The 24,533-nt window shown below is 68.9% G+C and carries 24 protein-coding genes and 1 tRNA gene; 12 read left to right on the top strand and 13 right to left on the bottom strand.

Annotated features, from left to right (window positions below):
- The first annotated feature begins 15 nt into the window (after positions 1 to 15).
- The 6 genes from MA876_RS02940 to MA876_RS02915 all read left to right on the top strand — a co-directional run bounded on the left by MA876_RS02940 (position 16) and on the right by MA876_RS02915 (position 5,613).
- Positions 16 to 1,371 carry a glutamine synthetase family protein gene (locus MA876_RS02940; RefSeq protein WP_248145937.1) on the top strand — a complete coding sequence of 452 codons (1,356 nt, stop codon included), beginning with the start codon at positions 16 to 18 and terminating at the stop codon, positions 1,369 to 1,371.
- A complete protein-coding gene (locus tag MA876_RS02935) occupies positions 1,358 to 2,116 on the top strand; it encodes a gamma-glutamyl-gamma-aminobutyrate hydrolase family protein (RefSeq protein WP_248145935.1) in 759 nt (252 codons plus the stop codon). The genes MA876_RS02940 and MA876_RS02935 overlap by 14 nt, the downstream gene beginning before the upstream one ends.
- Entirely contained in the window at positions 2,113 to 3,471 is a 1,359-nt protein-coding gene (locus MA876_RS02930; protein WP_248145933.1) for an aldehyde dehydrogenase family protein, read from the top strand. Before MA876_RS02935 ends, MA876_RS02930 begins: the two co-directional genes overlap by 4 nt.
- A 112-nt stretch (positions 3,472 to 3,583) precedes the next feature.
- A complete protein-coding gene (locus MA876_RS02925; protein WP_248145931.1) occupies positions 3,584 to 4,357 on the top strand; it encodes a 3-oxoacyl-ACP reductase in 774 nt (257 codons plus the stop codon).
- Between the two features lie 117 nt (positions 4,358 to 4,474).
- The gene (locus MA876_RS02920; RefSeq protein ID WP_248145929.1) at positions 4,475 to 5,191 is read left to right on the top strand and encodes a FadR/GntR family transcriptional regulator; all 717 of its coding nucleotides are present in this window, start codon (positions 4,475 to 4,477) and stop codon (positions 5,189 to 5,191) included.
- Positions 5,192 to 5,211: 20 nt separating this feature from the next.
- A complete protein-coding gene (locus tag MA876_RS02915) occupies positions 5,212 to 5,613 on the top strand; it encodes a dehydrogenase (RefSeq protein ID WP_248145927.1) in 402 nt (133 codons plus the stop codon).
- Positions 5,614 to 5,616: 3 nt separating this feature from the next.
- On the opposite strand, the gene MA876_RS02910 is transcribed toward MA876_RS02915, so the two are convergent.
- The 6 genes from MA876_RS02910 to MA876_RS02885 form a co-directional block, all read right to left on the bottom strand.
- Positions 5,617 to 6,015 carry a type II toxin-antitoxin system VapC family toxin gene (locus MA876_RS02910; RefSeq protein ID WP_248145925.1) on the bottom strand — a complete coding sequence of 133 codons (399 nt, stop codon included), beginning with the start codon at positions 6,013 to 6,015 and terminating at the stop codon, positions 5,617 to 5,619.
- Positions 6,012 to 6,269 (bottom strand): type II toxin-antitoxin system VapB family antitoxin, encoded by a 258-nt coding sequence (locus tag MA876_RS02905; RefSeq protein ID WP_248145923.1) that lies wholly within the window; start codon positions 6,267 to 6,269, stop codon positions 6,012 to 6,014. Before MA876_RS02905 ends, MA876_RS02910 begins: the two co-directional genes overlap by 4 nt.
- 42 nt (positions 6,270 to 6,311) lie before the next feature.
- The gene (gene radA / locus MA876_RS02900; RefSeq protein WP_248145921.1) at positions 6,312 to 7,679 is read right to left on the bottom strand and encodes a DNA repair protein RadA; all 1,368 of its coding nucleotides are present in this window, start codon (positions 7,677 to 7,679) and stop codon (positions 6,312 to 6,314) included.
- Positions 7,680 to 7,757: 78 nt separating this feature from the next.
- On the bottom strand, positions 7,758 to 8,930 hold the full coding sequence (locus MA876_RS02895; RefSeq protein ID WP_248145920.1) for a serine hydrolase domain-containing protein: 1,173 nt from the start codon (positions 8,928 to 8,930) through the stop codon (positions 7,758 to 7,760).
- 67 nt (positions 8,931 to 8,997) lie between these two features.
- Entirely contained in the window at positions 8,998 to 9,951 is a 954-nt protein-coding gene (locus tag MA876_RS02890; RefSeq protein ID WP_248145919.1) for an L-lactate dehydrogenase, read from the bottom strand.
- Between the two features lie 52 nt (positions 9,952 to 10,003).
- Entirely contained in the window at positions 10,004 to 11,371 is a 1,368-nt protein-coding gene (locus MA876_RS02885) for an MFS transporter (protein ID WP_248147154.1), read from the bottom strand.
- 92 nt (positions 11,372 to 11,463) lie between these two features.
- On the opposite strand from MA876_RS02885, the gene MA876_RS02880 reads away from it, so the two are divergent.
- Both MA876_RS02880 and MA876_RS02875 read left to right on the top strand, forming a co-directional pair.
- Positions 11,464 to 12,513, top strand: a complete 1,050-nt coding sequence (locus MA876_RS02880; RefSeq protein ID WP_248145918.1) for a hypothetical protein — start codon at positions 11,464 to 11,466, stop codon at positions 12,511 to 12,513.
- A gap of 45 nt (positions 12,514 to 12,558) precedes the next feature.
- Positions 12,559 to 12,649 (top strand) — tRNA-Ser (locus MA876_RS02875).
- A gap of 120 nt (positions 12,650 to 12,769) precedes the next feature.
- On the opposite strand, the gene MA876_RS02870 is transcribed toward MA876_RS02875, so the two are convergent.
- Complete coding sequence (locus MA876_RS02870; RefSeq protein ID WP_248145917.1) at positions 12,770 to 13,522, bottom strand: patatin-like phospholipase family protein; 753 nt, start codon at positions 13,520 to 13,522, stop codon at positions 12,770 to 12,772.
- A gap of 245 nt (positions 13,523 to 13,767) precedes the next feature.
- On the opposite strand from MA876_RS02870, the gene MA876_RS02865 reads away from it, so the two are divergent.
- Positions 13,768 to 15,339, top strand: coding sequence for a helix-turn-helix transcriptional regulator (locus MA876_RS02865; protein ID WP_248145916.1), 1,572 nt, complete (start codon positions 13,768 to 13,770; stop codon positions 15,337 to 15,339).
- Between the two features lie 27 nt (positions 15,340 to 15,366).
- Here MA876_RS02865 and MA876_RS02860 read toward each other — a convergent pair whose 3' ends face one another.
- Positions 15,367 to 15,921 (bottom strand): HdeD family acid-resistance protein, encoded by a 555-nt coding sequence (locus MA876_RS02860; RefSeq protein ID WP_248145914.1) that lies wholly within the window; start codon positions 15,919 to 15,921, stop codon positions 15,367 to 15,369.
- 31 nt (positions 15,922 to 15,952) lie between these two features.
- Here MA876_RS02860 and MA876_RS02855 point away from each other — a divergent pair, with 31 nt between their 5' ends.
- Positions 15,953 to 16,096, top strand: a complete 144-nt coding sequence (locus tag MA876_RS02855; protein WP_248145912.1) for a hypothetical protein — start codon at positions 15,953 to 15,955, stop codon at positions 16,094 to 16,096.
- Between the two features lie 82 nt (positions 16,097 to 16,178).
- On the top strand, positions 16,179 to 17,723 hold the full coding sequence (locus tag MA876_RS19220; protein WP_248145910.1) for a helix-turn-helix transcriptional regulator: 1,545 nt from the start codon (positions 16,179 to 16,181) through the stop codon (positions 17,721 to 17,723).
- 3 nt (positions 17,724 to 17,726) lie between these two features.
- Here MA876_RS19220 and MA876_RS02845 read toward each other — a convergent pair whose 3' ends face one another.
- The 5 genes from MA876_RS02845 to MA876_RS02825 are packed head-to-tail and all read right to left on the bottom strand — an operon-like array spanning position 17,727 to position 23,023.
- The gene (locus MA876_RS02845; RefSeq protein WP_248145904.1) at positions 17,727 to 18,785 is read right to left on the bottom strand and encodes an AI-2E family transporter; all 1,059 of its coding nucleotides are present in this window, start codon (positions 18,783 to 18,785) and stop codon (positions 17,727 to 17,729) included.
- On the bottom strand, positions 18,782 to 20,104 hold the full coding sequence (locus tag MA876_RS02840; RefSeq protein ID WP_248145902.1) for a threonine/serine exporter family protein: 1,323 nt from the start codon (positions 20,102 to 20,104) through the stop codon (positions 18,782 to 18,784). Before MA876_RS02840 ends, MA876_RS02845 begins: the two co-directional genes overlap by 4 nt.
- 23 nt (positions 20,105 to 20,127) lie before the next feature.
- Positions 20,128 to 21,672 (bottom strand): helix-turn-helix transcriptional regulator, encoded by a 1,545-nt coding sequence (locus MA876_RS02835; RefSeq protein ID WP_248145900.1) that lies wholly within the window; start codon positions 21,670 to 21,672, stop codon positions 20,128 to 20,130.
- A gap of 33 nt (positions 21,673 to 21,705) precedes the next feature.
- Positions 21,706 to 22,713 (bottom strand): linear amide C-N hydrolase, encoded by a 1,008-nt coding sequence (locus MA876_RS02830; protein WP_248145898.1) that lies wholly within the window; start codon positions 22,711 to 22,713, stop codon positions 21,706 to 21,708.
- A 55-nt stretch (positions 22,714 to 22,768) separates the two neighbouring features.
- The gene (locus MA876_RS02825) at positions 22,769 to 23,023 is read right to left on the bottom strand and encodes a LapA family protein (RefSeq protein WP_248145889.1); all 255 of its coding nucleotides are present in this window, start codon (positions 23,021 to 23,023) and stop codon (positions 22,769 to 22,771) included.
- A 209-nt stretch (positions 23,024 to 23,232) separates the two neighbouring features.
- On the opposite strand from MA876_RS02825, the gene MA876_RS02820 reads away from it, so the two are divergent.
- Complete coding sequence (locus MA876_RS02820) at positions 23,233 to 24,513, top strand: metal-dependent hydrolase family protein (protein WP_248145887.1); 1,281 nt, start codon at positions 23,233 to 23,235, stop codon at positions 24,511 to 24,513.
- Positions 24,514 to 24,533 lie beyond the last annotated feature (20 nt).

Here is a 24,533-nt window from a genome sequence, read left to right as displayed (position 1 = left end):
CGAAAGGGGGGACGCATGCCGGGCAACCTCAGCGTCGCCGAATTGGATGCCGCGATCGCGGCGGGCGAGATCGACACCGTGATCGTCGCCTTCGCCGATGCGCAGGGCCGGCTCGTCGGCAAGCGCGTATCGGCGCGGCTGTTCCAGGAAGAAGTGCTCTCGCACGGTGCCGAGGCGTGCAACTACCTGCTGTCGGTCGACGTCGACATGAACACCGTCGACGGCTACGCGATGTCGAGCTGGGAGAAGGGGTACGGCGACATGATGCTGCTCTCCGACCCTTCGACGCTTCGCCATGTGCCGTGGCAGCCGGGCTCGGCACTCGTGATCGCCGATCTCGGGTGGGAGAACGGCGAACCCGTCGCACAGTCTCCCCGCGCGATCCTCCAGCGTCAGCGCGAGCGACTCGCGCAGCGCGGCCTCACCGCCTACTCGGGCACCGAGCTCGAGTTCATCGTCTTCGACGACACGTATCGGGATGCCTGGGCCAAGGGCTACCGCGACCTCACGCCGTCGACCGACTACAACGTCGACTACGACCTGCTGGCGTCGGGGCGTCTCGAACCTCTGCTGCGCGACATCCGGCTGTCGATGGACGGTGCGGGCCTCTACACCGAGGGCGTGAAGGGCGAGTGCAACCTCGGACAGCAGGAGATCGCGTTCCGGTACGCCGAGGTGCTCGAGACCGCCGATCAGCACACGATCTACAAGAGCGGCGCGAAGGCGATCGCCGAGAAACACGGCAAGTCCCTCACCTTCATGGCGAAGTTCAACGAGCGCGAGGGCAACAGCTGCCACATCCACCTCTCGGTGCGCGGCGAGGGCGGCGAGCCGGTCATGGCGGGCGACGGGCCCTACGGATTCAGCCCCTTCATGGAGCACTGGATCGCGGGTGTCCTGGCGACCCTGCGGGAGTTCACGCTGCTCTACGCGCCGACGATCAACTCGTACAAGCGGTACCAGAAGGGCACCTTCGCGCCGACGGGGGTCGCCTGGGGCCTCGACAACCGCACGTGCGCCCTGCGCGTGATCGGTCGCGGTCACTCCCTGCGCCCGGAGAACCGGGTCCCGGGAGGGGATGTGAACCCCTACCTCGCGACGGCTGCGATCATCGCGGGTGGGCTCTACGGCGTCGAGAACGAGCTGCCGATGCCCGATCCGCTCGCAGGGAACGCCTATTCGTCCGACGTCGATCACCTGCCGACGACGCTCCGAGAAGCGGCGTCGCTCTTCGAGCAGTCGACGATCGCTCGCGCCGCCTTCGGCGACGACGTCGTGGAGCACTACCTGAACCAGGCGCGCATCGAGGTCGAGGCCTACGACGCCGCCGTCACCGATTGGGAGAGGGTGCGCGGTTTTGAGCGGCTCTGACGTCCGCAGGCCCGTCATCGGCCTCACCACCTACCTCGAGCAGGCGAAGCAGGGCGTGTGGGACGTGCGCGCCGCGTTCCTGCCACAGCAGTACTTCGACGCCGTGACGGCGTCGGGAGGCATCGCGGTCCTCCTTCCGCCGCAGCCGTTCTCGGCCGACGCGGCGGGTCCCGTGCTCGACGGGCTCGACGGACTGATCCTCACCGGGGGCCTGGACGTGCAGCCCGAGCTGTACGGCGCGGAGCGGCATCCGTCCACCGACGCCGCGCGTCCCGATCGCGACGAGTGGGAACTCGCGCTGTACCGGGGGGCGGAAGAACGACGGATGCCCGTGCTCGCGATCTGCCGCGGGCTGCAGCTCGTCAACGTCGCGCGTGGCGGCACACTGCACCAGCACCTGCCCGAAGCGCTCGGCACCGAGAGGTTCCGCATCGGCGGAGGGGTCTTCGCGACGAACACCGTGAGCGTCGACGCCGACTCGCGGCTCGCGGGGCTCGTCGGCGCCGGAGACCTCGATGTGCACAGCTACCACCACCAGGGCATCGACCGGCTGGGTGACGGACTCGTCGTGACGGCGCGCACCGATGACGGTCTCGTCCAGGCGATCGAATCCGCCGGGGACGGCTACCTGGTCGGGGTCCAGTGGCATCCGGAAGAGAACGCCGAGGATCGCCGCCTCTTCGCAGGGCTCGTGGCCCAGGCATCCGCCTACTCCGCCGGCCGGCGCGAAGCGGTGACGGCATGACCTTCACGCTCATCGACCCGTCCACCGGTGCCGCGTTCCGCGAGGTGCACCGCGCCGACGTGGAAGAGGTGGATGCCGCGGTCGCCCGTGCGGTCGTGGCGCAGCGATCGTGGGCAGCACTCGCCCCCGTAGCCCGCGCCGACGCGCTGCGCGCCTTCGCGCGCGCCGTGGAGGAGCACATCGACGAGCTCGCCCGGCTCGAGGTGCTCAACTCGGGTCACCCGATCGGCTCGGCCCGGTGGGAGGCCTCGCACGTCGCGCAGGTTCTGAACTTCTACGCCGGAGCGCCGGAGCGACTGAGCGGTCAGCAGATCCCCGTGGCGGGTGGGCTCGACGTCACGTTCCACGAACCGTACGGCGTCGTCGGCATCATCGTGCCGTGGAACTTCCCCATGACGATCGCGTCGTGGGGCTTCGCCCCCGCGCTCGCGGCGGGCAACGCCGTCGTGCTGAAGCCGGCGGAGCTCACGCCGCTGACGGCCGTGCGTCTCGGCGAACTCGCCCTCGAAGCCGGACTGCCGGAGGGGCTCTTCCAGGTCATCACCGGGAGCGGCTCGATCGTCGGGCAGCGGTTCGTGTCGCATCCCGACGTTCGCAAGGTCGTCTTCACGGGGTCGACCGCAGTGGGGACGGATGTCGCGGCCGGCTGCGCCCGCGAACTCAAGCCCGTGACCCTCGAGCTCGGCGGCAAGAGCGCCAACATCGTCTTCGCCGACGCCGACCTCGAGAAGGCAGCGGCCGCCGCGCCCGGAGCCGTGTTCGACAACGCCGGTCAGGACTGCTGCGCACGCAGCCGCATTCTGGTCGAGCGCTCGGTCTACGACCGGTTCCTCGAGCTGCTCGAGCCCGCCGTCGCGGCGTGGCGAGTGGGGGATCCGGCGCTCGAATCGACCGAGATGGGGCCGCTGATCTCGGCGGCGCACCGATCGACCGTCGCGTCCTTCCTCGAGGGCGCGGACGTCGCATTCCGCGGCAGCGCCCCCGAGGGCGACGGCTTCTGGTTCGCCCCGACCGTCGTGCTCGCGGGGCGGGAAGACCGCATCGCCCGCGAGGAGGTCTTCGGACCCGTCGTCGCCGTGCTGCCGTTCGACGACGAGGCGGATGCCATCGCCCTCGCGAACGACACGGCCTATGGGCTCGCGGGCTCGATCTGGACCGAGAACCTCGGTCGAGCGGTGCGCGTCTCGCGCGGCGTGAAGAGCGGGGTGCTGTCGGTCAACTCGCATTCGTCGGTGCGGTACTGGACGCCGTTCGGCGGGATGAAGGCATCCGGTCTCGGTCGCGAACTGGGTCCGGACGCCGCGGAGCACTTCACCGAGACCAAGAACGTCTTCTTCGCGACGGATGCCTCATGATCACCGCATGCGTGTCCCACTTCGCGCGGATCGTGTCCCACGACACGCCGCTACCGGCGGGCCATACCGAGCTCAAGTGGGACACGCTTCCCAAGGAAGGAACGATCGGACGATGGATCTGACCCAGCGACTCAAGGATCGCGTCGCGATCATCACGGGCGGCGCCTCGGGCATCGGCCTCGCGACGGCCAAGCGGTTCGCCGCGGAGGGCGCCGTCGTCGTGATCGCCGACCTCGACCCGACGACCGGCGAGGCTGCCGCGACAGAGGTCGGGGGCGTGTACCGGCACGTGAACGTGGCGGACGAGGCATCGGTCGACGCGCTCTTCGACGGCGTCGCTGATCAGTTCGGCAGACTCGACATCGCCTTCAACAACGCCGGGATCTCGCCGGCCGACGACGACTCGATCGAGACGACCGAGCTGCCGGCGTGGGATCGCGTGCAGGACGTCAACCTGAAGAGCGTCTACCTCTGCTCCCGCGCGGCACTGCGCCACATGGTGCCCGCCGAGCGGGGTTCGATCATCAATACGGCGTCGTTCGTCGCGCTGCTCGGGTCGGCGACGTCTCAGATCTCGTACACGGCCTCGAAGGGCGGTGTGCTGGCGATGACTCGCGAGCTCGGCGTGCAGTTCGCGCGGCAGGGGATCCGGGTCAACGCACTCTGCCCCGGTCCGGTCAACACGCCCCTGCTGCAGGAGCTCTTCGCGAAGGATCCCGAGCGCGCGCAGCGTCGGCTCGTGCACGTGCCCATGGGGCGGTTCGCCGATCCGTCCGAGATGGCGGCGGCGGTCGCGTTCCTCGCGTCGGACGACGCATCCTTCATCACCGCGACGGCGTTCGTCGTCGACGGCGGCATCACGAACGCCTACGTCACGCCGCTGTAGGGCCAGACGCATGTGCACAACGTCGGCAATCCCCCGTCGCGGGCGGGCGACACGCCGGCCTCTGCCTCCTCGACGCTGGGATCTGCCGACGTTGTGCACGCGGCCGGAACGAGCAGCATGACCGACGAGCCGCTGCGCGAGGTGCGGCGGGCCGTGTACCGGCCCGTGCGCGAGGGCAACGCGCTCGAGGACACCGTCGCGCGACTCGTCCAGACGATCCGGCTCGGCGTCGTCGCGCCGGGGGAGTCGCTTCCACCCGAGCGCGAGCTCGCGCTGCGCTACGCCGTGAGTCGCGACACGGTGCGCGAGGCGATCCGAGAACTCGCCGGTGCCGGATTCCTCGTGCCCCGGCGGGGTCGCTACGGCGGCACGTTCGTCGCGGATCCGCTGCCCCAGCCGCCGGATCCGGGAAAGGTGGATGCCGCAGAGCTCGACGACATCCTCGGCCTGCGCCGCGTGCTCGAGGCGGGCGCCGCTCGTGCCGCGGCAGAGCGCACGCTCGACCAGCCCGTGCGCGAAGAGCTGTGGGCGCGGTTCGAAGCGACGTCGGCGGCGACCGAGGCCGACTACCGCCGGCTCGACACGCTCCTGCACCTGACGATCGCCGAGATGTCCGGCATCCCGTCGCTCGTCACTCTCGCCGCCGAGAACCGCGCGCGCGTCAACGCATGGCTCGACACGTTCCCGCTGCTGCCGCGCAACATCGAGCACTCGAACGAGCAGCACGAGCGGATCGTCACGGCGATCCTCGCGGGCCGCGCGGAAGCCGCGGAAGCCGCCGTGCTCGAACACCTCGCGGGGTCCGAAGCGCTGCTGCGCGGGTTCCTCGCCTGACGCGCGCCTAGGGTGGAACCGTGGCAGGCAAGAAGAGCAAGAAGGAGCCCCTCGAGTTCCGCAATCCGCAGCTGAGCGATGCGCTCCAGACACAGGACATCGCCGCGGTCGCGTTCGCGCTGCGTCACGGTCCGACCGTCGTGCCGCTCATGTCGCCGGGCGATCGCGACAACCCGCTCGATGTCGGTGAGGTCTGGACCTACCGCGACCCGAACACGGGCCAGGTCGCCCTGCTGCTCTTCAGCGACGCCGCGTTCAAGCCCGCGACGCTGCCCGCGGCGATCGCCCTCCAGTCGCCGCCGGCGCTGCGCGCCTTCCTCGGCGCGCACGGCGACGAGATCACGACGGTGTTCTTCGACATCGCCGGCCCGCATCCGATGCAGGCGACCCCCACCGATCTGATCGCGGCCCTCGACGCCTGACGTTCAATCCGCCAGCGCGGATCGGATGTCGGTGTGACCGAAGTCGTCCCCGACGTACAGAAGAGGCTCTCGCCGTTCGGCGGCGAGCGCGTAGCTGAAGCAGTCACCGAAGTTCAGGTTCGCGGCATGACCCGACCCTCGCCCATAGTCGCGATAGGCCTGCCGCGCGATGCGCGCCTGCTCTGCGGTCAGGGCAACGACCTGCAGTGACAACTCGTCGATCATGACATCGAATCTGCTTGATCGGACGGCGTCACGGGTTCCGTCTGCGACGATGGATGCTTCGACGAGCGTCGCGGCGGAAATCGCGGCGGATTCGGACTCCTTGAGCGCCGATCGGATCGCTTCTGCGGTCGGTTCGCCCTGCAGCAAGGCGATCAACGCCGACGAGTCGACGATCACCGAGGCAATCCCGTCACCGGATCGTACAGATCGTCGGACGCCTGCCCGAGATCGATCCCGCGGAATGCCTCCTGCGCTGCGGCGATTGCGTCGTCGATTCTGCGGTTCCGCGCAGCCCGCTGTCGCTCGGCGTCGAGCTCATCGAGCTTTGCGCGGACCGCCATCTCGACCGCAGAGGTCTGGCTGACCCCCAGAATCCGTGCAAGGTCGCGAACAGCCGCGTGCACGTCTTCGTTCTTGATGCTCAAGCTCATGGTAGAAGTCTACCCTCGCCGTCTACCATCGGTAGAGCGGGATCAGAAGTCCGGGATGCCGTCGCCCGGGCGCGAGCGGACCCTCGCGCGCACGTCGTTCAGCGCCGACCGGATGGTGCCCGACCGGTTGTCGATGACGTCGGTGTAGCCGAGGCGCGCGGCCTCGGACCGCCGCTGCGCCGCCTGCGTGACCGGGCGTACTTCGCCGGCGAGGCTCAGCTCGCCGACAGCGGCCAGCGTGCGCGGTACGGCGTCGTTGCGCACCGAACCGGCGACGGCGATCGCGATCGCAAGGTCGGCCGCCGGCTCGGTGAAGCGCACCCCGCCCACGGTCGAGACGTACACGTCGAGCTTCGAGGTCTCGACACCGCACCGCTTCTCGAGCACCGCGAGGACCATCGCGACGCGCGCGGCATCCACCCCGTTGACGATGCGCCGGGGATTCGGCGATGTCGAGGCGATCGTGAGGGCCTGCACCTCGACGGGCATCGCGCGACGACCTTCGAGTGCGATCGCGACACAGGTGCCCGGCTCGGGAGACCCGTGCCCGAGGAACAGTGCGCTCGGGTCGGGCACCTCGGCGATGCCGGCGCCGGTCATGTCGAAGCAGCCCACCTCATCCGTCGGGCCGAAGCGATTCTTGAGAGCGCGCACGAAGCGCAGCGACGTCTGCCGGTCGCCCTCGAAATGGCAGACGACGTCGACGAGGTGCTCGAGGATCCGGGGGCCGGCGATCGATCCGTCCTTCGTGACGTGCCCCACGATGATGACGGGCAGACCGCGGTCCTTCGCGACGCGGATGAGGGTGGATGCCACTTCCCGCACTTGCGACGGATGCCCGGCCATCCCCTCGGACAGCCCGGAAGCCACCGTCTGCACGGAGTCGACGATGAGCAGCTCGGGCTGCACCTGATCGACGTGCCCGAGGATCGTCGCGAGGTCGGTCTCGGCGGCGAGGTAGAGCTCATCGTGGAGCGCGCCCGTGCGCTCCGCGCGCAGCCGCACCTGCGCCGTCGACTCCTCGGCGCTCGCGTAGAGCACGCGTCGCCCGACCTTCGCGGACTTCGCCGCCACCTCGAGGAGCAGCGTCGACTTGCCGACGCCCGGCTCGCCCGAGAGCAGGATCGCGGCGCCAGGCACGAGTCCGCCGCCGAGCACACGGTCGAATTCGCCGACCCCGGTCGTGCGCCGCGGCGCATCGCGCGAGTCGATGTGCGTGATCGGCAGTGCCGCACGCCCGGCGCCGGGGGCGACGGCTGTCACTGAGCGGGTGATGCCGGTCTGCTCGGCTGCCTCGACGACCGTGCCCCACTGCTGGCACTCGCCGCAGCGGCCGACCCACTTCAGCGTCGTCCACCCGCATTCCGTGCACCGATACGGTGCGGCCGTCGTGGGGCGTCGGGATGCCATGCACTCAGGCTAATCGGGCACGCCGACATGGGTGCGCGGCCGCGGCATCCCATCGCCGCCGCCGGCCACGATCGACCCCTAGCCGAGAACTTCCGCGAGCGCCTCGAAGATCGTCGGCGCAGGCCCCTTCTCCGACGACATCGGGATGTCGCTGTTCACGACGACGACGATCGTGGCTTCCTGGTCGTAGTCGTGGAAGACCGAGGTCGTGAAGCCCGGGATCTCGCCGTTGTGCCCCCACCATCCGTTCGGGAGGTGCCCCCAACCGATGCCGTACCCGTTGTCGGCGTTGTTCGGCGGCGGCGACGTGAGGATCGAGTCCCGCCGCAGCTGCTGCATCTCGGGAGAGAGCACGTCGTCGCCCGTGAACAGCGCATGCGCCCAGAGCGTGAGGTCGTCGAGGGTCGAGATGACCTCGCCGGCCGTCGACGCGCCCGTCGGACTCCAGTCCGTCGCGTCGACCCTCACCCCGGCATCCTGTCCCTGCTCCGTGATGCCCGACAGGTGCGGCTGTGCGATCTCGTTCGAGTCGCCCGGGTAGACGGTGTCGGCCATGCCGACGGGGTCGAAGATGCGCTCCTGGAAGACGTCGGCGATCGGCTGGTCGAGCACGCTCTCGATCACCATGCCGAGCAGCACGTAGTTGGTGTTGGAGTACTGCCATTTCTCGCCGGGCGCCCCGACGAGCGGCAGCGCCTTCGCATCGTCGATGAGCTCCTGCGGCGTGAAGATGCTGTACGGGTCGCCGAAGAGCTTCGCCTGCCAGCCGTCGTCGAGGGAGTACGAGGGGATGCCGCTGGTCATGTCGGCGAGCTGACGCAGGGTGGCCGTGCCGTTGGGTGAGTCGGCCACGTACTTCGAGATCGGGTCGTCGAGCGTCACGAGGCCCTCGTCGACGAGCTGCAGCAGGATCGTCGCCGTCATCGTCTTGGTGATGCTCCCGACGCGCGTGCGATCACCGGGGGCCGGGGCGGTGGTGCCTCCCTCGGCCGAGGCTCCGACGGTGCCCACCCACTCGCCCTCGGGTGTGATGACCCGCGCGATCGCACCGGGGAACACGCCCTCGGTGTAGAGATCGTCGAGCACCGCCTGGAGCTCCGCCGAGGTCTGCTCGGGGATCCCCGACGGCGCAGCGGGCGTCGGGGAGGCGGACGGATCGGAAGCAGCGCAAGCGCTCATCGCCAGTGCGAGGACGGCGGCGCCGACGAGGGCGGTCGCGCGGCGATGCGGGCGCGGGTGAGAGACGTGCACGAGAACCCCCAGTGGTCGTGGACCGTATGGCTAGAGACTAGGGCCTTGGGGGCGGATGGCGGGAGAGTCAGTCGCGAAGAGAGTCGGCGACCTCTCGGAGCGCCTCGGCGGACTTGTGGAACAGCTCGAGCTCACCGTGATCGAAGGGCGTCTCCCGGATCGGAATCGCGCCCTTGGCGCTCACGATCGACGGCACCGACAGCGCGACGCCGCTCACGCCCTGGAAGTCCTCGAGCACGGGCGAAACGGGCATGACCGCGTGCTCGTCGCGCAGGATCGCCTCGATGATGCGCGCGCTCGACAGGCCGATCGCGTAGTTCGTCGCACCTTTGCCCTGGATGACCTTGTACGCGGCGTCCCGCACATCGATCGCGATCTGATCGAGTTCTTCGGGAGTCATCCGGTCGCCGGCCGGGGTGACCCAATCGAGGATCGGCACCGTGCCGATCGTCGCCTTCGACCACAGCGGGAACTCGGTGTCGCCGTGCTCGCCGACGATGTAGGCGTGCACGCTCGACGTCGAGACCCCGGCGCGCTCGGCGAGCTTCCAGCGCAGGCGGGACGTGTCCAGGACGGTGCCCGAGGCGAAGATCCGCTCGCGCGGAAGGCCCGTCTCCTCCTGCGCGAGCACGGTGAGCACATCGCACGGGTTCGTCACGAGCACGTAGATCGCGTCGGGTGCGACCTCGAGCAGCTGGGGCATCATCGACTTCATGATGCGGGCGTTGACCCCCGCGAGTTCGATACGGGTCTGGCCGGGGTTCTGCTTGGCCCCGGCGGTGATCACGACGACCTGCGAGCCCTCGACGACCGTTATGTCGCTGCCGCCGATGATGTCGCTCGTACCGGTGAACTGCGTGCCGTGCGCGAGGTCGAGCACTTCGGCCTCGGCCTTCTCGGTCGCGATGTCGTAGAGGGCGACGTGCCGTGCGGAGCCGCGGATCAGAGCGGCGTAGGCGGCACTCGAGCCGACCGAGCCGGCGCCGACGATGGTGACTTTCGAGTTCTCGATGACTGCCATGCGGCCAGTCTGGCAGTGAGCGGATGCCGCGGCCAGGGTCGATCCGGGGTCGTCACGAATCCGTCGTGATCCGCTCGCGCCGAGGATTGCGGATGCCCACGAACGAGACGACTCCGCCGATGAGGAGCAGCGCGGCCGCGACGATGTTCGCCTGGTGGAACCCCGCGAGGTCGAGCCCCCCACCCGTCACGAGGGCGAGCATCGCGATGATGAGCAGTCCCGCGACCCGCGCGACGGCGTTGTTCACCGCCGACGCGATGCCCGAGCGCTCGGACTCGATCGACCCGAGGATCGCCGCGGTGAGCGGCGACACCGTCACGGCGAGCCCGAGACCGAACACGAGCATGCTGGGCAGCACCTGCCACCAGTAGTCGAAGTCCTCGCCGACCGCGAGCAGAAGCAGCGCGCCGATCGCCATGACGATCGGACCCACCGTCATGAAGAACCGGGGGCCGTACTTCCCCGAGAGTGCGCCCATCCGCGAGCTGAGCACGATCGTCATGATCGTGATCGGCAGGCTCGCCAGCCCCGCGAGCGTGGCCGAGAGTCCGGCGCCCTGCTGCAGGTACACGGCGACCACGAACCCGTTGAGCGACAGTGCGGCGTAGACGAAGAGGGTCGTGATGTTGCCCGACCAGAAGTTGCGGACGCGGAAGAGTCCGAGCGGCAGGATCGGCGACGGCACCGTCCGCTGACGCAGGAGGAAGAGGAGGAACAGCAGGATGCCCCCGGCGAGCGGCATCCAGATCGCGGGCGATCCCCACCCGAGGTTCGGCTGCTCGATGAGGGCGAACACGGCGAGTCCGAGCCCGAGCGTGCACAGGATCGCGCCCAGCCAGTCGATCCGGGCGCCGGGGTCGCGGCGGTCCGGATGCTGCAGCCGCGTGAGCAGCCACAGCGTGATCGCGATCGGGAGCACGTTGATGAGGAACGCGAAACGCCACGAGAGGTAGTCGACGAACAGCCCGCCGATGACCGGGCCGACGACCATCGCGCCGGTGGTGAGTGCCGTCCACATGCCGATCGCCCGGGCCTGCAGCGCACCGCGCATCGTCGAGGTGATGAGCGCGAGCGAACTCGGCACGAGGAAGGCCCCGGCCGCCCCCTGCAGCGCGCGACCGATGATGAGGATCTCGGGATTGGGGGCGACGGCGATACCGATGGATGCGATGCCGAACCCGATGAGTCCGATGCGCATGATGAGGATGCGGCCGTACGCGTCGCTCAGCGAGCCCGCGAGGAGGATGAGCGCGCTGAGCGTGATGAGGTAGGCATCCACCACCCACTGCTGAGTCACCAGTCCGCCGCCGAGCTCTCGGCTGATCGCCGGCAGCGCCACGTTGACGATCGTGCCGTCGAGGAACGCGACGAAGGAGGCGAGCGCCGCGATCGCCACGACGAGACGCTGCTGGCTGGTCATCGTCTCGGTCACGTCTTCAACGTAGACCCGTCCGATGACGTCGCGGGTCGTTCCGCCTGGTCTTCGCGGGGGCAGGCTGGCACTGTGGAGGCATGACCCAGCCTCAAGGTGCCCTGCTCGTCGGGAGCGTCAACTACGACGACGCCGAGAAAACGATGAGGGTCGCCGCCTCGACCCTCGGGGGTGCGCTCAAGCGGATCCCCGACGGAGAGGTCGGCGCCCGCTTCCACTGGATCCTCTTCCAGCCCGACGTGATCGGCGCCGCCGACGGCCTCGAGCGGATCGGCGACGAGCCGATCCTCGTGCGTGGCCTCGACGCGCGGCCGGTCCGCATCGCAGACGGAGTGGATGCGGCATCCATCGTCCTTCCTCCGCTCGGCTACGCGGATGCCGCCATCGAGTCGTACGCCGTGTTCACGCGACTGCGATCCGAGGGAGCGATCGCCCCGGGCGTGCGGTTCCAGGTGTCGCTGCCGACGCCGGTCGGTGTGATCGCGGCGTTCTTCCGCGGGGTCGACCGGCCCGCGATCGAGCCGGTGTACGCGGTGGCACTTCTCGCGGAGCTCGCCCGCATCGTCTCCGTCATCCCCCATGACGATCTGGCGATCCAGTGGGACGTCGCGACCGAGTTCGCGGTGCTCGAGGCCGGCGGCTACGAAGAGACGTTCGGCGGCGCATACTCAGGGTGGTTCGAGGACGAGTGGACCGAGCTGCCGGCGCGGGTCGCGGCGCTCGTGAACGCTGTGCCGAGCGGTGTCGAGGTCGGTGTGCACCTCTGTTATGGCGATGCCGGCGAGAAGCACTTCATCGAGCCGACCGATACGGCGAACCTGCGGCGCTTCGCCGAAGCGGTGCTGTCTGGTTTGGATCGCCCGCTCACCTGGCTGCACCTCCCCGTGCCGATCGAGCGCGACGACGACGCCTACTTCGCGCCGCTCGACGGCTTCGCCGTGCCTGGCGAGCTCTACCTCGGGCTCGTGCACCGCGAGGACGGTGTCGAGGGTGCGTCGCGACGGGTCGAGACGGCCCTTCGCCATGTCCCCGTGTTCGGCGTCGCGACGGAGTGCGGCATCGGGCGCGCGCCGGACGGCACGACCGAAGGCATCCTCGAGACCCACGCGGCGGTGGCCTCGGCCTGGTGACGGCCCGATTCGCGGCATCCGTCGGCGTGTCGTAAACTATCCCACGGTGACGTGTCCGAGCGGCCGAAGGTGCAACTCTCGAAAAGTTGTGTAGGGTAACCCCCTACCGTGGGTTCAAATCCCACCGTCACCGCCAGAAAAAGCCCCGATCAGGGGCTTTTTCCATTTGCGGCATGATCAGGGTCCGCGACGAGGCAACGTCACGACGCCCGCTCTCCGCGTACCCCGCGGCCCGTCGCCGGGCGGTACGTCTGAGTTACTGCCGCCTTGTGTCGAGCGCGGCGTTCGCGGCACGCTGCCCCTCGGCGATCAGGCGGGGGACATCGCGCATCGTCCACTGGGCCATCCGCTCCATCTCGGGCTGGATCAGCGTGACCGACGGATCGCGAGCGAGGTCGGCGGTCGCCGTGACGGTTCGCATCATCCGGACGTTCTCCCATTTGGCGTGCAGGTGCACCACGATGACGCGCTCGGCACCGAGGGAGCGGGCAGCCGCATGCGGCACATTGTCGACCATGCCGCCGTCGGCGAGCAGACGACCTCCCACCCGCACGGGCGGCAGCAGGCCGGGCACCGCGATCGTCGCGCGCAGCGCGCTGCTGAGCGGCCCGCTGTCGAGCGTCACCGCCCTGCGGGTGCGAAGGTCGGTCGCGACGGCGCCGAAGCGACGGGGGAGGTCCTCGATGCGCGGATCCTCGCCGAGGAGGCGATGGATGGCGGTCGTCACGACGTGCGTGTCGAGCAGACCCCATCGCGGTTGCAGGGTCCACCGTGCGATGCGGCTCCAGCGGAAGCCGCGGGCGATCCGCTCGATCGCCGCGCCGTCGAGACCCGCGGCGTATGCCGCGCCGACGAGGGCGCCCGAGCTCGTGCCGGTGACGATGCCGGGACGGATGCCGCGCTCCTCGAGCACCTGCAGCACTCCGACGTGGGCGGCACCGAACGCCCCTCCGCCGCTCAGGGCGATGCCGAGGAGCGGGTCTTCATCGGGGGACTTCTCGCGCTGCACCTCGCGAAGTTATCACCCTCTGATCCGTCGCGGAGGCCGGACGACGGAAGGGTGATCGGGGAGGGATGCCGGAGGTGAGGCCAGGGATGATCTTGCCCGCGGCGGGACTTGCGTCGCATGTCGCTTCAGGCGCGCGGCGTCGATTCTGTGCCAGTCTGTGTCGAGAATGCGCCGTTGAAGGAGCGGCGAAGCTGATCGAGTCGATCATCGTCGACGCTTCGGGCGCCACGGTGTGGGGGTGCGGGATGTTGCAGGACGAGGCGTCGATCGCTCGCGATGCGCTGGATGAGGCACGCCGATCGGGCGACGTCGAGACGATCGCATCCGTCATCCATCGACACCTGTGGCCTTTGTACGACCAGCACATCGAAGCACTGCAGGAGGCCGTCGGCAGCATCTCGGGCCCGACGCTCGCTCGATACCCGGTGCTGCGCATGCTTCATCCGATCGCGCCGGCGATGGCGGGTTCGAGCACGGCCTTCGACGTGGAGTCGCTGCGCGACGCGCCGGTGCACGGAGCGACGGGTCGCGATGCGATCGTCACGATGGAGATCCTGGCCGCGCGCATGAACGGCGATCTGCGCTCGAGCGCTGCGTACGCGGGCGAACTCGCCGATCGCGTGTACACGATGGACGTGCCGGAGCGCGCGCAGCGCGGGAGCATCCTCTGGTTCCTCCACTACGAGATGGGTTCGACGCTTCTTCTCATGGGTGACACGGTGGGCGCCGTGCGGGAGCTCTCGAAGGCGAGGGATGTCGGGCGCGTGTCCGGCTCGCAGAACGCGGAGCGCGCGTCGCTCGCGCGGCTTGCGCTGGCGGAGGCGCTCCGGGGAAGCATCGCGGACGCGACCGAATCGCTGACCGCAGCCCGCTCCCTTCCGAGTCTCACCGGCCCGTACGCGGCGCAGGGACGCGGAACGGAGGGATCCGCCGACGCGCTCATCGCTCTGGAACGTGCAGCCTCGCTCGACGCCTTCGACCCGGCGGTCCTGTCGAGTCTCGAATCGACGGCCTTCACGTGGCCGTTCGTCACCCTGGCGCGCGTGCGTCACGCGATCCTCGGCGGGCGTCCGACGGATGCGTTCGAGATCGCCCGAGTCGCCGCGTCGACTCATCGTGTGCAGGACGGGACGATCCCCGCCGACATCCTTACTCGGACCTATATCGAGGTCTTCCTCCAGCTCGGACAGGAGGCGGAAGCCGTCGAAACGGGGAAGCGCATCCGCGAACCGGGGCCGATGCTCCTGAGCCAGTTGACTCGGCTCGATCTCGTGATCGGCGACTTCGACGCCGCATCCGCACGTCTGCGCGAGATCGGATCGGCGCGCTGGACATCGCCGGTGAGCGAGGCCGAGATCACCTGCCTTCGCGTGTGGGAGATGGTGGGACGAGAGACGCTGACCGTCGACGCGGCGCGCAAGTTCGCACTGGTCGGACTCAACCCCGATTACCGCAGGGTCGTGCGCATGGTTCCGAGATGGGTCGCCGAGTCGGCGCGCCGGCACATGCCCGAGGATGTTCGAGAGGCCTTCGACGAAGCGACCGCCGGGATGACCTTCGCGGACCTGGGCCACGCGAACCTCCACCTCACCGCGAGCGAACGACGGGTGTTCGCCGCTCTCCCGCATCACGATCGGGTCGCGGATCTCGCATCGGCGCTCTTCCTCTCCCCGAACACCGTGAAGACTCATCTGAGCTCGCTCTATCGCAAGCTCGGCGTCTCGTCACGCCGCGAAGCACTCGAGCTGCGCTCGCCGATCGTTCGCGACGTCGGCCCGTCACTCGCGGGACACGAGCTCCCACCCTTCACCGCGTGATCGACGCGACGGCGCAACCGGCGGACATCAGTCGTGCGCCGAGCCGTACCGGAACGCACGGACGATGTTCATGATGCCGAGGACGACGAGCGAGAAGCCGAGGATCCACCACAGCAGCACGACTCCCCACGCAGGGGCGAAGAGGAGCACGACGCCTGCGACGATGCTGAGGCTCGCGTAGGCGATCGACCACCCCATCGACGGCGCGTCACGAAGAGTCGACAGCGCCACGATCCCCTCGACGATCCACATGACCGCGACCAGGATGCCGACGAAGACCGCGAGCCAGACCGCGGTCCGGCTGAGGTTGGTGAGGGCGACGGCGCCGGCGACCACGAAGAGCAGGCCGAGCACGATGTGTCCGACGCGCGACCATCCACCTCGGTCCCTGGTGAAGACGCCGAATCCTGCGTAGGCCAGCCCGGCGGCGATCGCGTAGATCGCGATGATGGCCGTCACCACGATGGCCGTCTTGCCCGGCCAGACGAGGATGAGCACGCCGACCACCACGGCGAGAGTGCCGCCGACGCCGATGGCGGTGCGGATGCCGTTCACGGCGGTTTTCGAGGTGTCTGCGGTCATGCGGTTCGTCCTTCTCCGGCGGGATCCCAGCATGCCGAGACGGTCGGATGCCGCGACGCTCCGGCAGCCGAAGTTCACCCGCTCCGTCATCCGCCGTTTCATCCGCTTCGCGCCGGGTGGTCGCAGGGTGCCCCTGGGTGATGTCGAGGGTGAAGTGGTGACCAAACCCCTGTGAGCGGACTCCCGGATCAGTAGAAATGAAGCGGTTCGAGCGATCGGGGGGATCTGATCGCGAACCAGAACGAACAGGGGATGCCGTGAACCTCAACGACCCGGTGAAGGCGAAGGACGAACTGGACCGAGCGGTGAGCTCGGGCAGCGCCGACGCCATCGCGCGCGCCGCCGTCGCCAACATCTGGCCGCTTTACAGCGCCCATGCGGGCGCGCTGCGGTCCGCGATCGTGGGCCTGCCGAGCCCCGTGCTCGAGCGTCACCCGATGCTGAAGATGCTGCATCCGATGACCCCTGTGCTCGCGCGCACGACGCGCCCGTTCAAGCCATTGATCTATCAGGACGATGCACGCACGATGAGCCCTGAGGAGGTGGACTTCCTCACCCTCGTTCAGATGATCGCATTCCGCACGAGCGGCGATGTGACGGCGGCGCTGTCCTACGCGCGGCGACTCGAGGACCGCATCCTGCAGACACGTGTGGAGTCCCGCGAGCGCACCGACGGTCCGCTGTGGTTCTTCCACCACCAGATCGGGTCGACGCTCCTCGCCGCGGGCGACACGACACGCGCGCTGCTCGAGTTCGCGACATCGCGTCAGCTCGGCCGATTCTCGATCCAGCGCGATGCCGAGAGGATGGCGCTCGGCAGAGAGGCCCTCGCGCACGCCGTGCGGGGCTCGCTCGGCGATGCCGAGCGCGCGTTGGCCGCTGCGAAGACGGCGCCGATGCCGACGGTCGCGCACGTGGACTCGTGCCGGACGAGCGAAGCCACTGCCGCCGCCCTCATCGCGGTCGATCGCATGTCGGACGATCTCGACGATGCGCTCGCCGCGCTGGATCCCTACGACACCATCGAACTCACGTGGCCTTTCGCACTGCTCGCCAGGGCGCGGGCGTTCCTCGCCCGTCGTCAGCCCGAGGACGCGCTCGAGGCGATTCATCTCGCGAGCGACTCGCACCCCGCCCAGCAAGGCTCGTTCGCTACGGACGTCGTGGCCGCGACCTCCATCAAGGCGCTCCTCGCGATAGGAGACATCACGCTCGCCCGCAGGATTGCAGACGAGAACGTGGATGCCGGGACTCTGACGCGACTCGCCACGGTGCGTGTCGCACTGCATGACGGTCGCTTCGATGTGGCAGGGCACGCGCTGCGCGTGCTCGCCGCCGATCAGTCGCTCGGCCCTGCGCAGCGTGCCGAGTCGGTGCTCCTCGGCGGCTGGCTCGAACTCGCTCGCACGGACGACATCGATCGCGACACGGCCCTGCAGATCTCGCGCATCGCGCGCAAGCGTGACAGCCGGCGACTGCTCGCGATCATGCCGCGGCAGCTCGTCGATCATGTCCGCGCTCTCCTGCCGAGCGAGCCTGCGGCGGAGTTCGACGCCGTCACCTCGGGCTTGGCGAACTTCGAGATGCATCCGCGCCCCATCCTGACGACGGGAGAGCGCCGCGTGCTCAACGCGCTCCCCTCGCACCAGACGACGGCCGCGATCGCCGAGACCTTCCACGTCTCGCCGAACACCATCAAGTCTCAGCTGCAGTCGCTGTATCGCAAGCTCGGGTCCTCGACGCGCGACGAAGCCATCAAGACGGCCTCGCGACTGCACCTCATCGGGGCCGACGGCGACTGACCGTCAGGTCTTCGCATCCTGCCTGGGCAGGAGCACCTGCTTCGCGATGATCAGCAGCGACGCCGTCACCGGAACCGCGACGAGAGCCCCGAGGAGCCCCAGAATCGTGCCGCCGATGAGCGCGCCTATGACGACGAGCGCACCAGGGACCGAGATCGCGCGGTTCATGACCTTCGGCGTCAGGACGTACGCCTCGAGCTGCATGTAGACGAGATAGATCGCTGCGAACAGGAGCGCGGGCACCCAACCCGAGAAGAGGGCGAGCGACGATGCGACGATCCAGTAGAGCACCGATCCCACGAGCGGGATGAGAGTGAGGAGGAACGCGACGACGGCCATGAGCATGGGGTACTTCAACTGCAGCGCGAGGTGGAGGACGAGGGCGACGACGGCGTTGCAGAATGCCAGCACGACCATTCCGACGACGTAACCGCCGACGGAGTCCGCGATGTCGTCCGTGAGCTCGACGACCTTCGCCCGCACACGAGCCGGGAACAGACGTGCGAGCGCCGCCTTCATCGCGGGCAGCGCCGCGAGGAAGTAGAGGCTCAGCACGAGCGCGACGATCGTTCCCGAGACGGATGCCGCGACCGTTCCGCCGATCTGCAGCGCGCCTTTGCCGATCGTCGTGATCGTGTCAGCGCGCGTGAGGTAGGACTGCACGTCGCTGACGAGCGTGTTCACGTCGACCCCGAACGTGGCGACGAGCCATGTGTACGCGCTCGTCTTCTGGAAGTCCGCGACCAGGTGCGGCACGCTCCGCACGAACTGGGCGATCTGACTCACGGCAGTGGGGAGCACGACCACCAGCACGCCGGCCAGCACGATCGCCAAGCCGGCGTAGACGATCGTGATCGCCCACCCGCGCGTGACGCCGAGCCGCTGCAGATTGCGCACGACGGGGTTCAGGCCGAGGGCGGCGAACAGGGCGAACGCGATCGCGATCAGGACGGTCGACAGGTTCGACACCGCGACGCCGATGGCGACCGCGACGAGGCCGCCGAGCGTGACGAAGAACCCCGTGCCGAACGGTCGATCCAGGAGCGCGCGCCGCTCGTTCATGCGGACGAGCCTTCTGCCACGCGCCCTCGGCGCCATCCGCGCACGACGGCCGTGGCGTCCCGCGTGAGGCCGGCGCCGAGCAGCATCCCGATCGAGATCGCGATCAGCGAGCCGAACGTCCGGAGGATCGTGGCGACGGCGCCCGCCGTGCCCGCGGCCGCTTCGGTCAGGCCGATGAATCCCATGGCACCGGGGACGAGCAGCCAGTAGGCGCACGTGAGCATGATGGCTGTGGACGGTGCGGCGCGGAGGCGCCCGGCGAGGTGCACAGCCGGGATCACGATGAGGGCACCCACGAGCCCCGAGAGCTCCGCGCCGACCAGCAGATCGCCCAGCAGCTGCGCCGCGTAGGCGACCACGAGCGCGTAGAGGATCCAGATCCAGGATCCGTTAGGCGCGGATGAGAAGAGGTAGTAACCGAGGCTCACCAGGAGGATGCCGACCCAGGGCGCCCATGCCCCGAGCTGCGTCCCCTGCACCGACGACACCGTCGGTTCGCCGGCGACCGAGATGCCGGCGAAGACTCCGAAGGCGAGCAGGCCGAGGCGCGCCACGCCGTACACGAGCCTGCTCGCTCCGGCCATGACCTGACCTGAACTCAACTCGACCGCGGCGATCGTGAGTGTGAGTCCGGGCAGGAACGACACGAGCGATGGCGCAACGAGACGCAGGACGTCGTCGTGCACGAGCGGCCGCACGAGAAGCGAGATGAGCAGAGTCACGGTGAACGCCGTGAGCACCGGCAGGATGAGTGAGAGCGTCGCGACGCGGCTCGCGAGGTGGACGATCGTCCCGACGATCATCCCGAGCACGACGTAGACCGGCAGCGCCGTGAGCGTCGGGTTCAGCACCAGCCCGAACCCCACGGTGAGGAGGGTGTAGCCCGCGACCGCGAGCACGGGTCCGAACCTCGGGCCGCTCACGCGGATGTCCGCGAGCTCGTCGAGGATCGCGGACGCGGGAGTCTGCTGGGCGAACGCGCGCCGGATCAGTCGCTCCACCGCGGCGGACTGGTCGAGGCGGAGCGCCGCCTGATCGGCCGGGAAGATGGATGTCTCGGCGGGGCTCGAATGCGGATCCTCGATCAGCACGAGCGTGGGGAGCACGAAGACGCGCAGGTCCGGCCGGTCGTAGCGCACAGCCAGGCGTTTGAGCGTCTCTTCCACGTCGCTGGTCGCCTGCGACGCGGCCAGCATCGCCGCACCGAACTCACCGATCATCGCGGGCACGCCCGTGCCCGCTGCCGCCTCTTCGTCGACGACGGGCGCGCTGCGCAGCGCCTGCAGCGCGCCACGCGCCCGTTCGATCAGTCCTGTCATCTCGAATCCTCCTCGCCGTGCGGTCAGTCACCATCGAGTGCGATGAGGTGGAGCCGCGCAGCGACCTTGATCGCGTCGTCCCGATTCGTGCAGCCGAGCTTGCGATACAGCGACTTCAGCTGCGTCTTGATCGTGTTGGGCGAGACGTGGAACGCGGCAGCGAGTTCCGCGGTCGTCGGGTGCTTCGGAAGAGCGCCCAGAACCCTGGCCTCGCTGCCCGTGAGCGACGGTCGGCGGGGCAGATCCAGATGCGCGAGCCGGTCGGTCGCGGAGTCGAAGACCTCGCAGTCGGCGACCGACAGACGCGCGCGGACAGCGTCGATCAGCTGTGCGGGCATCGTCGCGAGCAGGCGACGGATGCCGCGCTTCGCCGCGAGGCGCGCGACGTGCGCCGCCGCCTCGGGATCGACGTCGTCGCCGCGCACGAAGTCCTGCCAGGTCGAAAGCAGCAGCAGCTCGGCGCGGTGCCCGGGTCCCAGTGCGGGGTCGCGCGAGAGCTCCAGGATGCCACGGGCCGCGGCATCCGGTCGCGCATCCAGCAGCGCGAGCCGCACCGCGGCGAAGCGCGTGAGTCGACCCGGCGCCGCCGTGGACTCGGCGATGCGTCGTGCGGCGGTCGCGTCGCCGAGTGCCCACAGGGCGTCGATCGACGCCGCATTGATGATGTCGGTCGCGACCGAGCCGTGCTGGAAAGGATGCGCATCGCTCGCGAGCCGCACCGCCTCGATCGCTTCGTCGGGTCGCTGCCGGGCAGAGAATGCTCGCGCACGGGCGAGGAGCGCGAACGGCCACGTGAGCTCGATGCTGTCGTACGGCTCGAGCGCCGCGAGGAGGTCGTCGAGGTCGTCGGACATGCGCTCGACGGCGACGATCGCCGCTGCCGTCGCCTCGGTCATACGGCTGGCAGCCGCGTGGGCGCGCGAGGGCGTCGGCTGAGTCCGCGCATCCGTCAGGGCGAGATCGGCTTCGTCGAGCGACCCGCGCATCGCGTGCGCGAGCGCGGCCCGCCCGAGGGCGAGCCGTTCCGCGTAGGGCTGTTGCGAGAAGCGGCCGAGCTGCCGTGCCGTCGCGAACGCGAGGAGTGCGCGCGACGAGTCGCCTGCGGCGAGCAGCGTCGAGCCGATCTGGTGGTGATAGAACCACAGGGGTCCATCGGTGCGCTCGCGCGACTCGACGCGCACCTGGACGATGCGGTCCTCGAGGCGCCGTGCGTAGATGAGGGCGGCCGCGACATCCCCGCTGAAGCGGAAGCCCACCATCTGCACGACGGTCAGGATGTCGAGCTCGTCGGGACTCATCGTGCGGGCCTCGTCGGGTGAGACGAGGGGCTTGAACGGTCGCGTCGCTCGGGCGAGGACGGGAGTCATCGGATGCAGGATCTTCAGGACCGGATACCGCTCGAGCACAGCGCCGGGCAGCGCTTCCACCGTGGAGGTGAGCAGATCGAAGTGCGCGCTGTACAGGGGCCAGATGTTCGCGAGGGCGGCCCGCGCGATCGTCTCCGGCCGACCGGACGACACGGCGCGCCGCAGCTCGCGCTCCGCCTGCCCCTCATCGGTCAGATTCACATCGTCGCCCTTCGGCCCGCGGTCGCGGCGCAGTCAGCTCTCGGCGTGCGCGAGGTCGGCGAGCGTCAAGAACCGCAGGTCGGCACGCCGCTCGAATCTGTCGCCGACGTTCCCGGCGACCCCGCCCTGCACGGCGAGGTGGCTGCCGAGGTCGAGGACGAGTTGGGGAGCGCCGACGGTGAAGTCGAGGTCTTCCAGATCGACCCAGACGATGTTCGGTCGCGTGGTCGACTCGAACACGTAGCGCTTCGTCGTGAGGTCGGCTACGACCTGCCAGATGGTCTGCGAGGCGTCGGGCCGGCCCGGGTCCGGCAACCGGAACGGTTGCGCGGCATTGCGGATGACGCTGAACATCGACGCGATCGCCTCGACCTGCGAGCGCGGCTGCGGAAGACGCCCCACGTAATAGGCGGCGCGCGCGAACCGGTCGGTTGCGAGGGTCGTGCCGGGGAGTGGCCGGTCTCCGCCGAAGCCGTCGATCTCGGCGAGGAGGGCGAGCTGCTCGTGGTAGGTGGGTGAGTTCGTCATGACGCGGTAGTCACGCCCATGGTGCACTTCGAGCGCGCCTCCGATGTACTCGATGATCGCCGAGTCGCCCGTCGCGTCATCGAGGGCGAGGTGGATCGCGGGGACCTCGCCACTCGCCGGATCGACCATCTGGGCGACCTGGACGTCGTTCGCTTCGATCCAGGCGACCGCGTCGGCGACGGTCGCGAACGTGTCCAAGAAGTACTGCAGCCACACCGCCTGGCTCAGCGCGGGTCGCGCCGGATCGAGCTCCCCGTAGTCCGACTCCGCGAGCCACAGCACGTGACCGGCGAGCCCGGCCTCATTGAGCCCGTCGACGGAGATCATGTCGAACGCCGTCGCCACGACGCTGCCGAAGCGGGATGTCCACGTGAGCTCGCCGTGGACGCCGTCGTCCCGGCGCACGCCCCGCGGCAGAAGCCACAGATTGGTCGCGAGCTCGCGGTGATAGTCCATGTTCCGCCCGACGATGACCGAACCACCGGCATCCGTCCAGACGACTCTCGTACACATCGATTCCACTCCCCTTCGGCGACGGAGCACTTCCATGCCCGTCACGGCATATGGTTTAGTTCTTCTTCTTCGGGCGGAACCACGGGAAGAGCGAGCCGATCACGACGCCGGCGATGAGCACCGCGAGGAACCACCCCCACGCGGGCATCGTGAATTGCAGGAACAGGAACCGCAGAGTGGCCGGCCCCACGTTGGAGAAGACGAATGTCAGCGCGGCGATGGAGATCAGGATCGCGGCGATCGCCTTGCCGCTCGGTCCTCCGCGCTTGGTGGTTTCGGGCTCTGACGAGACGGGTTCCTTCGTGCTCACGGCAGTCCTCCTTCGCTTCGACGGGCGTGCGCGTCGCGCATCCCGGACTGTCGAAACGGGACTGTACCCACATTTCCGGAGCCGTCACGAGTGGGTGAGACGCGGGTGAAACGGTGATGAAAGGCCAGATCAACGGGGTGATGACGGCTCGGGCGAAATCCGGATGACTCGAGCTCCTGGGCACCATTGCGGGCCGTAGCGTCACGGCCATGACCGGGAACAATGCGACCCAGAGAATGATCATCCGCAACGTCCGACTCTTCGACGGCGTCGCCGATCAGCCGCAGGACAACGTCGACGTCCTCACCGAGGGCAGCCACGTCGTCGCGGTCTCGACGTCGCCGGTCGCCGGCGATGCGTCGGACGGCGTCGTAGAGATCGACGGCAAGGGCAAGTTCCTCATGCCGGGCCTCAGCGACGCCCACGTCCACCTCATGGGCAATGCGAACAGCATGGTCGACTTCCTCCAGGGGCCGACCGGGTCGCTGTACGGCAACACGATCGCCGAGGCCAAGCGCATGCTGCTTCGCGGCTTCACGACGGTGCGCGACATGGGCGGCGACACGGCGCCCGTGAAGGGTCTCATCGACCGCGGAGTCTTCGAGGGGCCGCGCATCTTCCCGAGCCAGGCGATGATCTCGCAGACATCCGGTCACGCGGACTTCGCCTTCGTCTACGACGTGCCCGAGGAGTTCGGCGGCAAGCCCAGCCGCACCGAGGACATCCACTTCACGCGCATCGCCGACGGAGTGCCACGCGTGCTCGCCGCGGTGCGTGAGCAGCTGCGGATGGGGGCGAGTCAGATCAAGCTGACGCTCGGCGGGGGAGCGGCATCCATGTACGACCCCCTCAACACCCTCCAGTACACGAGCGACGAGATCAAAGCCGCCGTGCAGGCCGCCACGGACTACGGGACGTACGTCGCGACCCACGTCTATACGCCGGCCGGCATCGCCCGGGCGATCGACGCGGGTGTCAAGTCCATCGAGCACGGCCATCTCGCCGACGAGGCGACGATCCACCTCATCGCCGACAACCAGATCTGGCTGTCGATGCAGCCGTTCGCCGAGGACGACCATCACTATCCCGACCCCGTGCGTGCCGGCAAGAACGCCGAGATCTGCCACGGCACCGACCAGGTGTACGCCTGGGCGAAGAAGTACGGCGTGAAGACCGCGTGGGGTACCGACCTGCTTCTCGAGCCGCAGTCGGCTCCGCGGCAGAGCGTCATGGCCGCGCGCCTGGGCGAGTTCTACACGAACGTCGAAGCGCTCAAGATGCTCACGTCCGGCAACGCTTCGCTGTTCGAGCTCGCGGGCGAGCGCAACACCTACCGCGGCGGCAAGCTCGGTGTGATCGCCGAGGGTGCGTGGGCGGACATGATCCTCGTCGACGGCGACCCTATCAAGGACATCTCGCTCATCGCCGACCCGGACGCGAACTTCCAGCTCATCGTGAAGAACGGCCAGATCGTCAAGAACACGCTCTGAAGATCGCTGCGGTGACATCG

The organism is Microbacterium aoyamense (genome assembly GCF_023155855.1).
Classification (GTDB): domain Bacteria; phylum Actinomycetota; class Actinomycetes; order Actinomycetales; family Microbacteriaceae; genus Microbacterium; species Microbacterium aoyamense.
The sequence above is the reverse complement of the archived record's forward strand: the minus strand, read 5'-3'. Positions and strand labels throughout refer to the sequence as shown.

Coding starts and splice junctions, on each gene's coding strand:
- MA876_RS02905 (WP_248145923.1), bottom strand. CDS start 6,269: ATGAGCTTGAGCATCAAGAACGAAGACGTGCACGCGGCTGTTCGCGAC.
- MA876_RS02855 (WP_248145912.1), top strand. CDS start 15,953: ATGCCGAGACGGTCGGATGCCGCGACGCTCCGGCAGCCGAAGTTCACC.
- MA876_RS02880 (WP_248145918.1), top strand. CDS start 11,464: ATGACCCAGCCTCAAGGTGCCCTGCTCGTCGGGAGCGTCAACTACGAC.
- MA876_RS02920 (WP_248145929.1), top strand. CDS start 4,475: ATGACCGACGAGCCGCTGCGCGAGGTGCGGCGGGCCGTGTACCGGCCC.
- MA876_RS02820 (WP_248145887.1), top strand. CDS start 23,233: ATGACCGGGAACAATGCGACCCAGAGAATGATCATCCGCAACGTCCGA.
- MA876_RS02830 (WP_248145898.1), bottom strand. CDS start 22,713: ATGTGTACGAGAGTCGTCTGGACGGATGCCGGTGGTTCGGTCATCGTC.
- MA876_RS02940 (WP_248145937.1), top strand. CDS start 16: ATGCCGGGCAACCTCAGCGTCGCCGAATTGGATGCCGCGATCGCGGCG.
- MA876_RS02840 (WP_248145902.1), bottom strand. CDS start 20,104: ATGACAGGACTGATCGAACGGGCGCGTGGCGCGCTGCAGGCGCTGCGC.
- radA (WP_248145921.1), bottom strand. CDS start 7,679: ATGGCATCCCGACGCCCCACGACGGCCGCACCGTATCGGTGCACGGAA.
- MA876_RS02930 (WP_248145933.1), top strand. CDS start 2,113: ATGACCTTCACGCTCATCGACCCGTCCACCGGTGCCGCGTTCCGCGAG.
- MA876_RS02845 (WP_248145904.1), bottom strand. CDS start 18,785: ATGAACGAGCGGCGCGCGCTCCTGGATCGACCGTTCGGCACGGGGTTC.
- MA876_RS02890 (WP_248145919.1), bottom strand. CDS start 9,951: ATGGCAGTCATCGAGAACTCGAAAGTCACCATCGTCGGCGCCGGCTCG.
- MA876_RS02860 (WP_248145914.1), bottom strand. CDS start 15,921: ATGACCGCAGACACCTCGAAAACCGCCGTGAACGGCATCCGCACCGCC.
- MA876_RS02885 (WP_248147154.1), bottom strand. CDS start 11,371: ATGACCAGCCAGCAGCGTCTCGTCGTGGCGATCGCGGCGCTCGCCTCC.
- MA876_RS02865 (WP_248145916.1), top strand. CDS start 13,768: ATGTTGCAGGACGAGGCGTCGATCGCTCGCGATGCGCTGGATGAGGCA.
- MA876_RS02925 (WP_248145931.1), top strand. CDS start 3,584: ATGGATCTGACCCAGCGACTCAAGGATCGCGTCGCGATCATCACGGGC.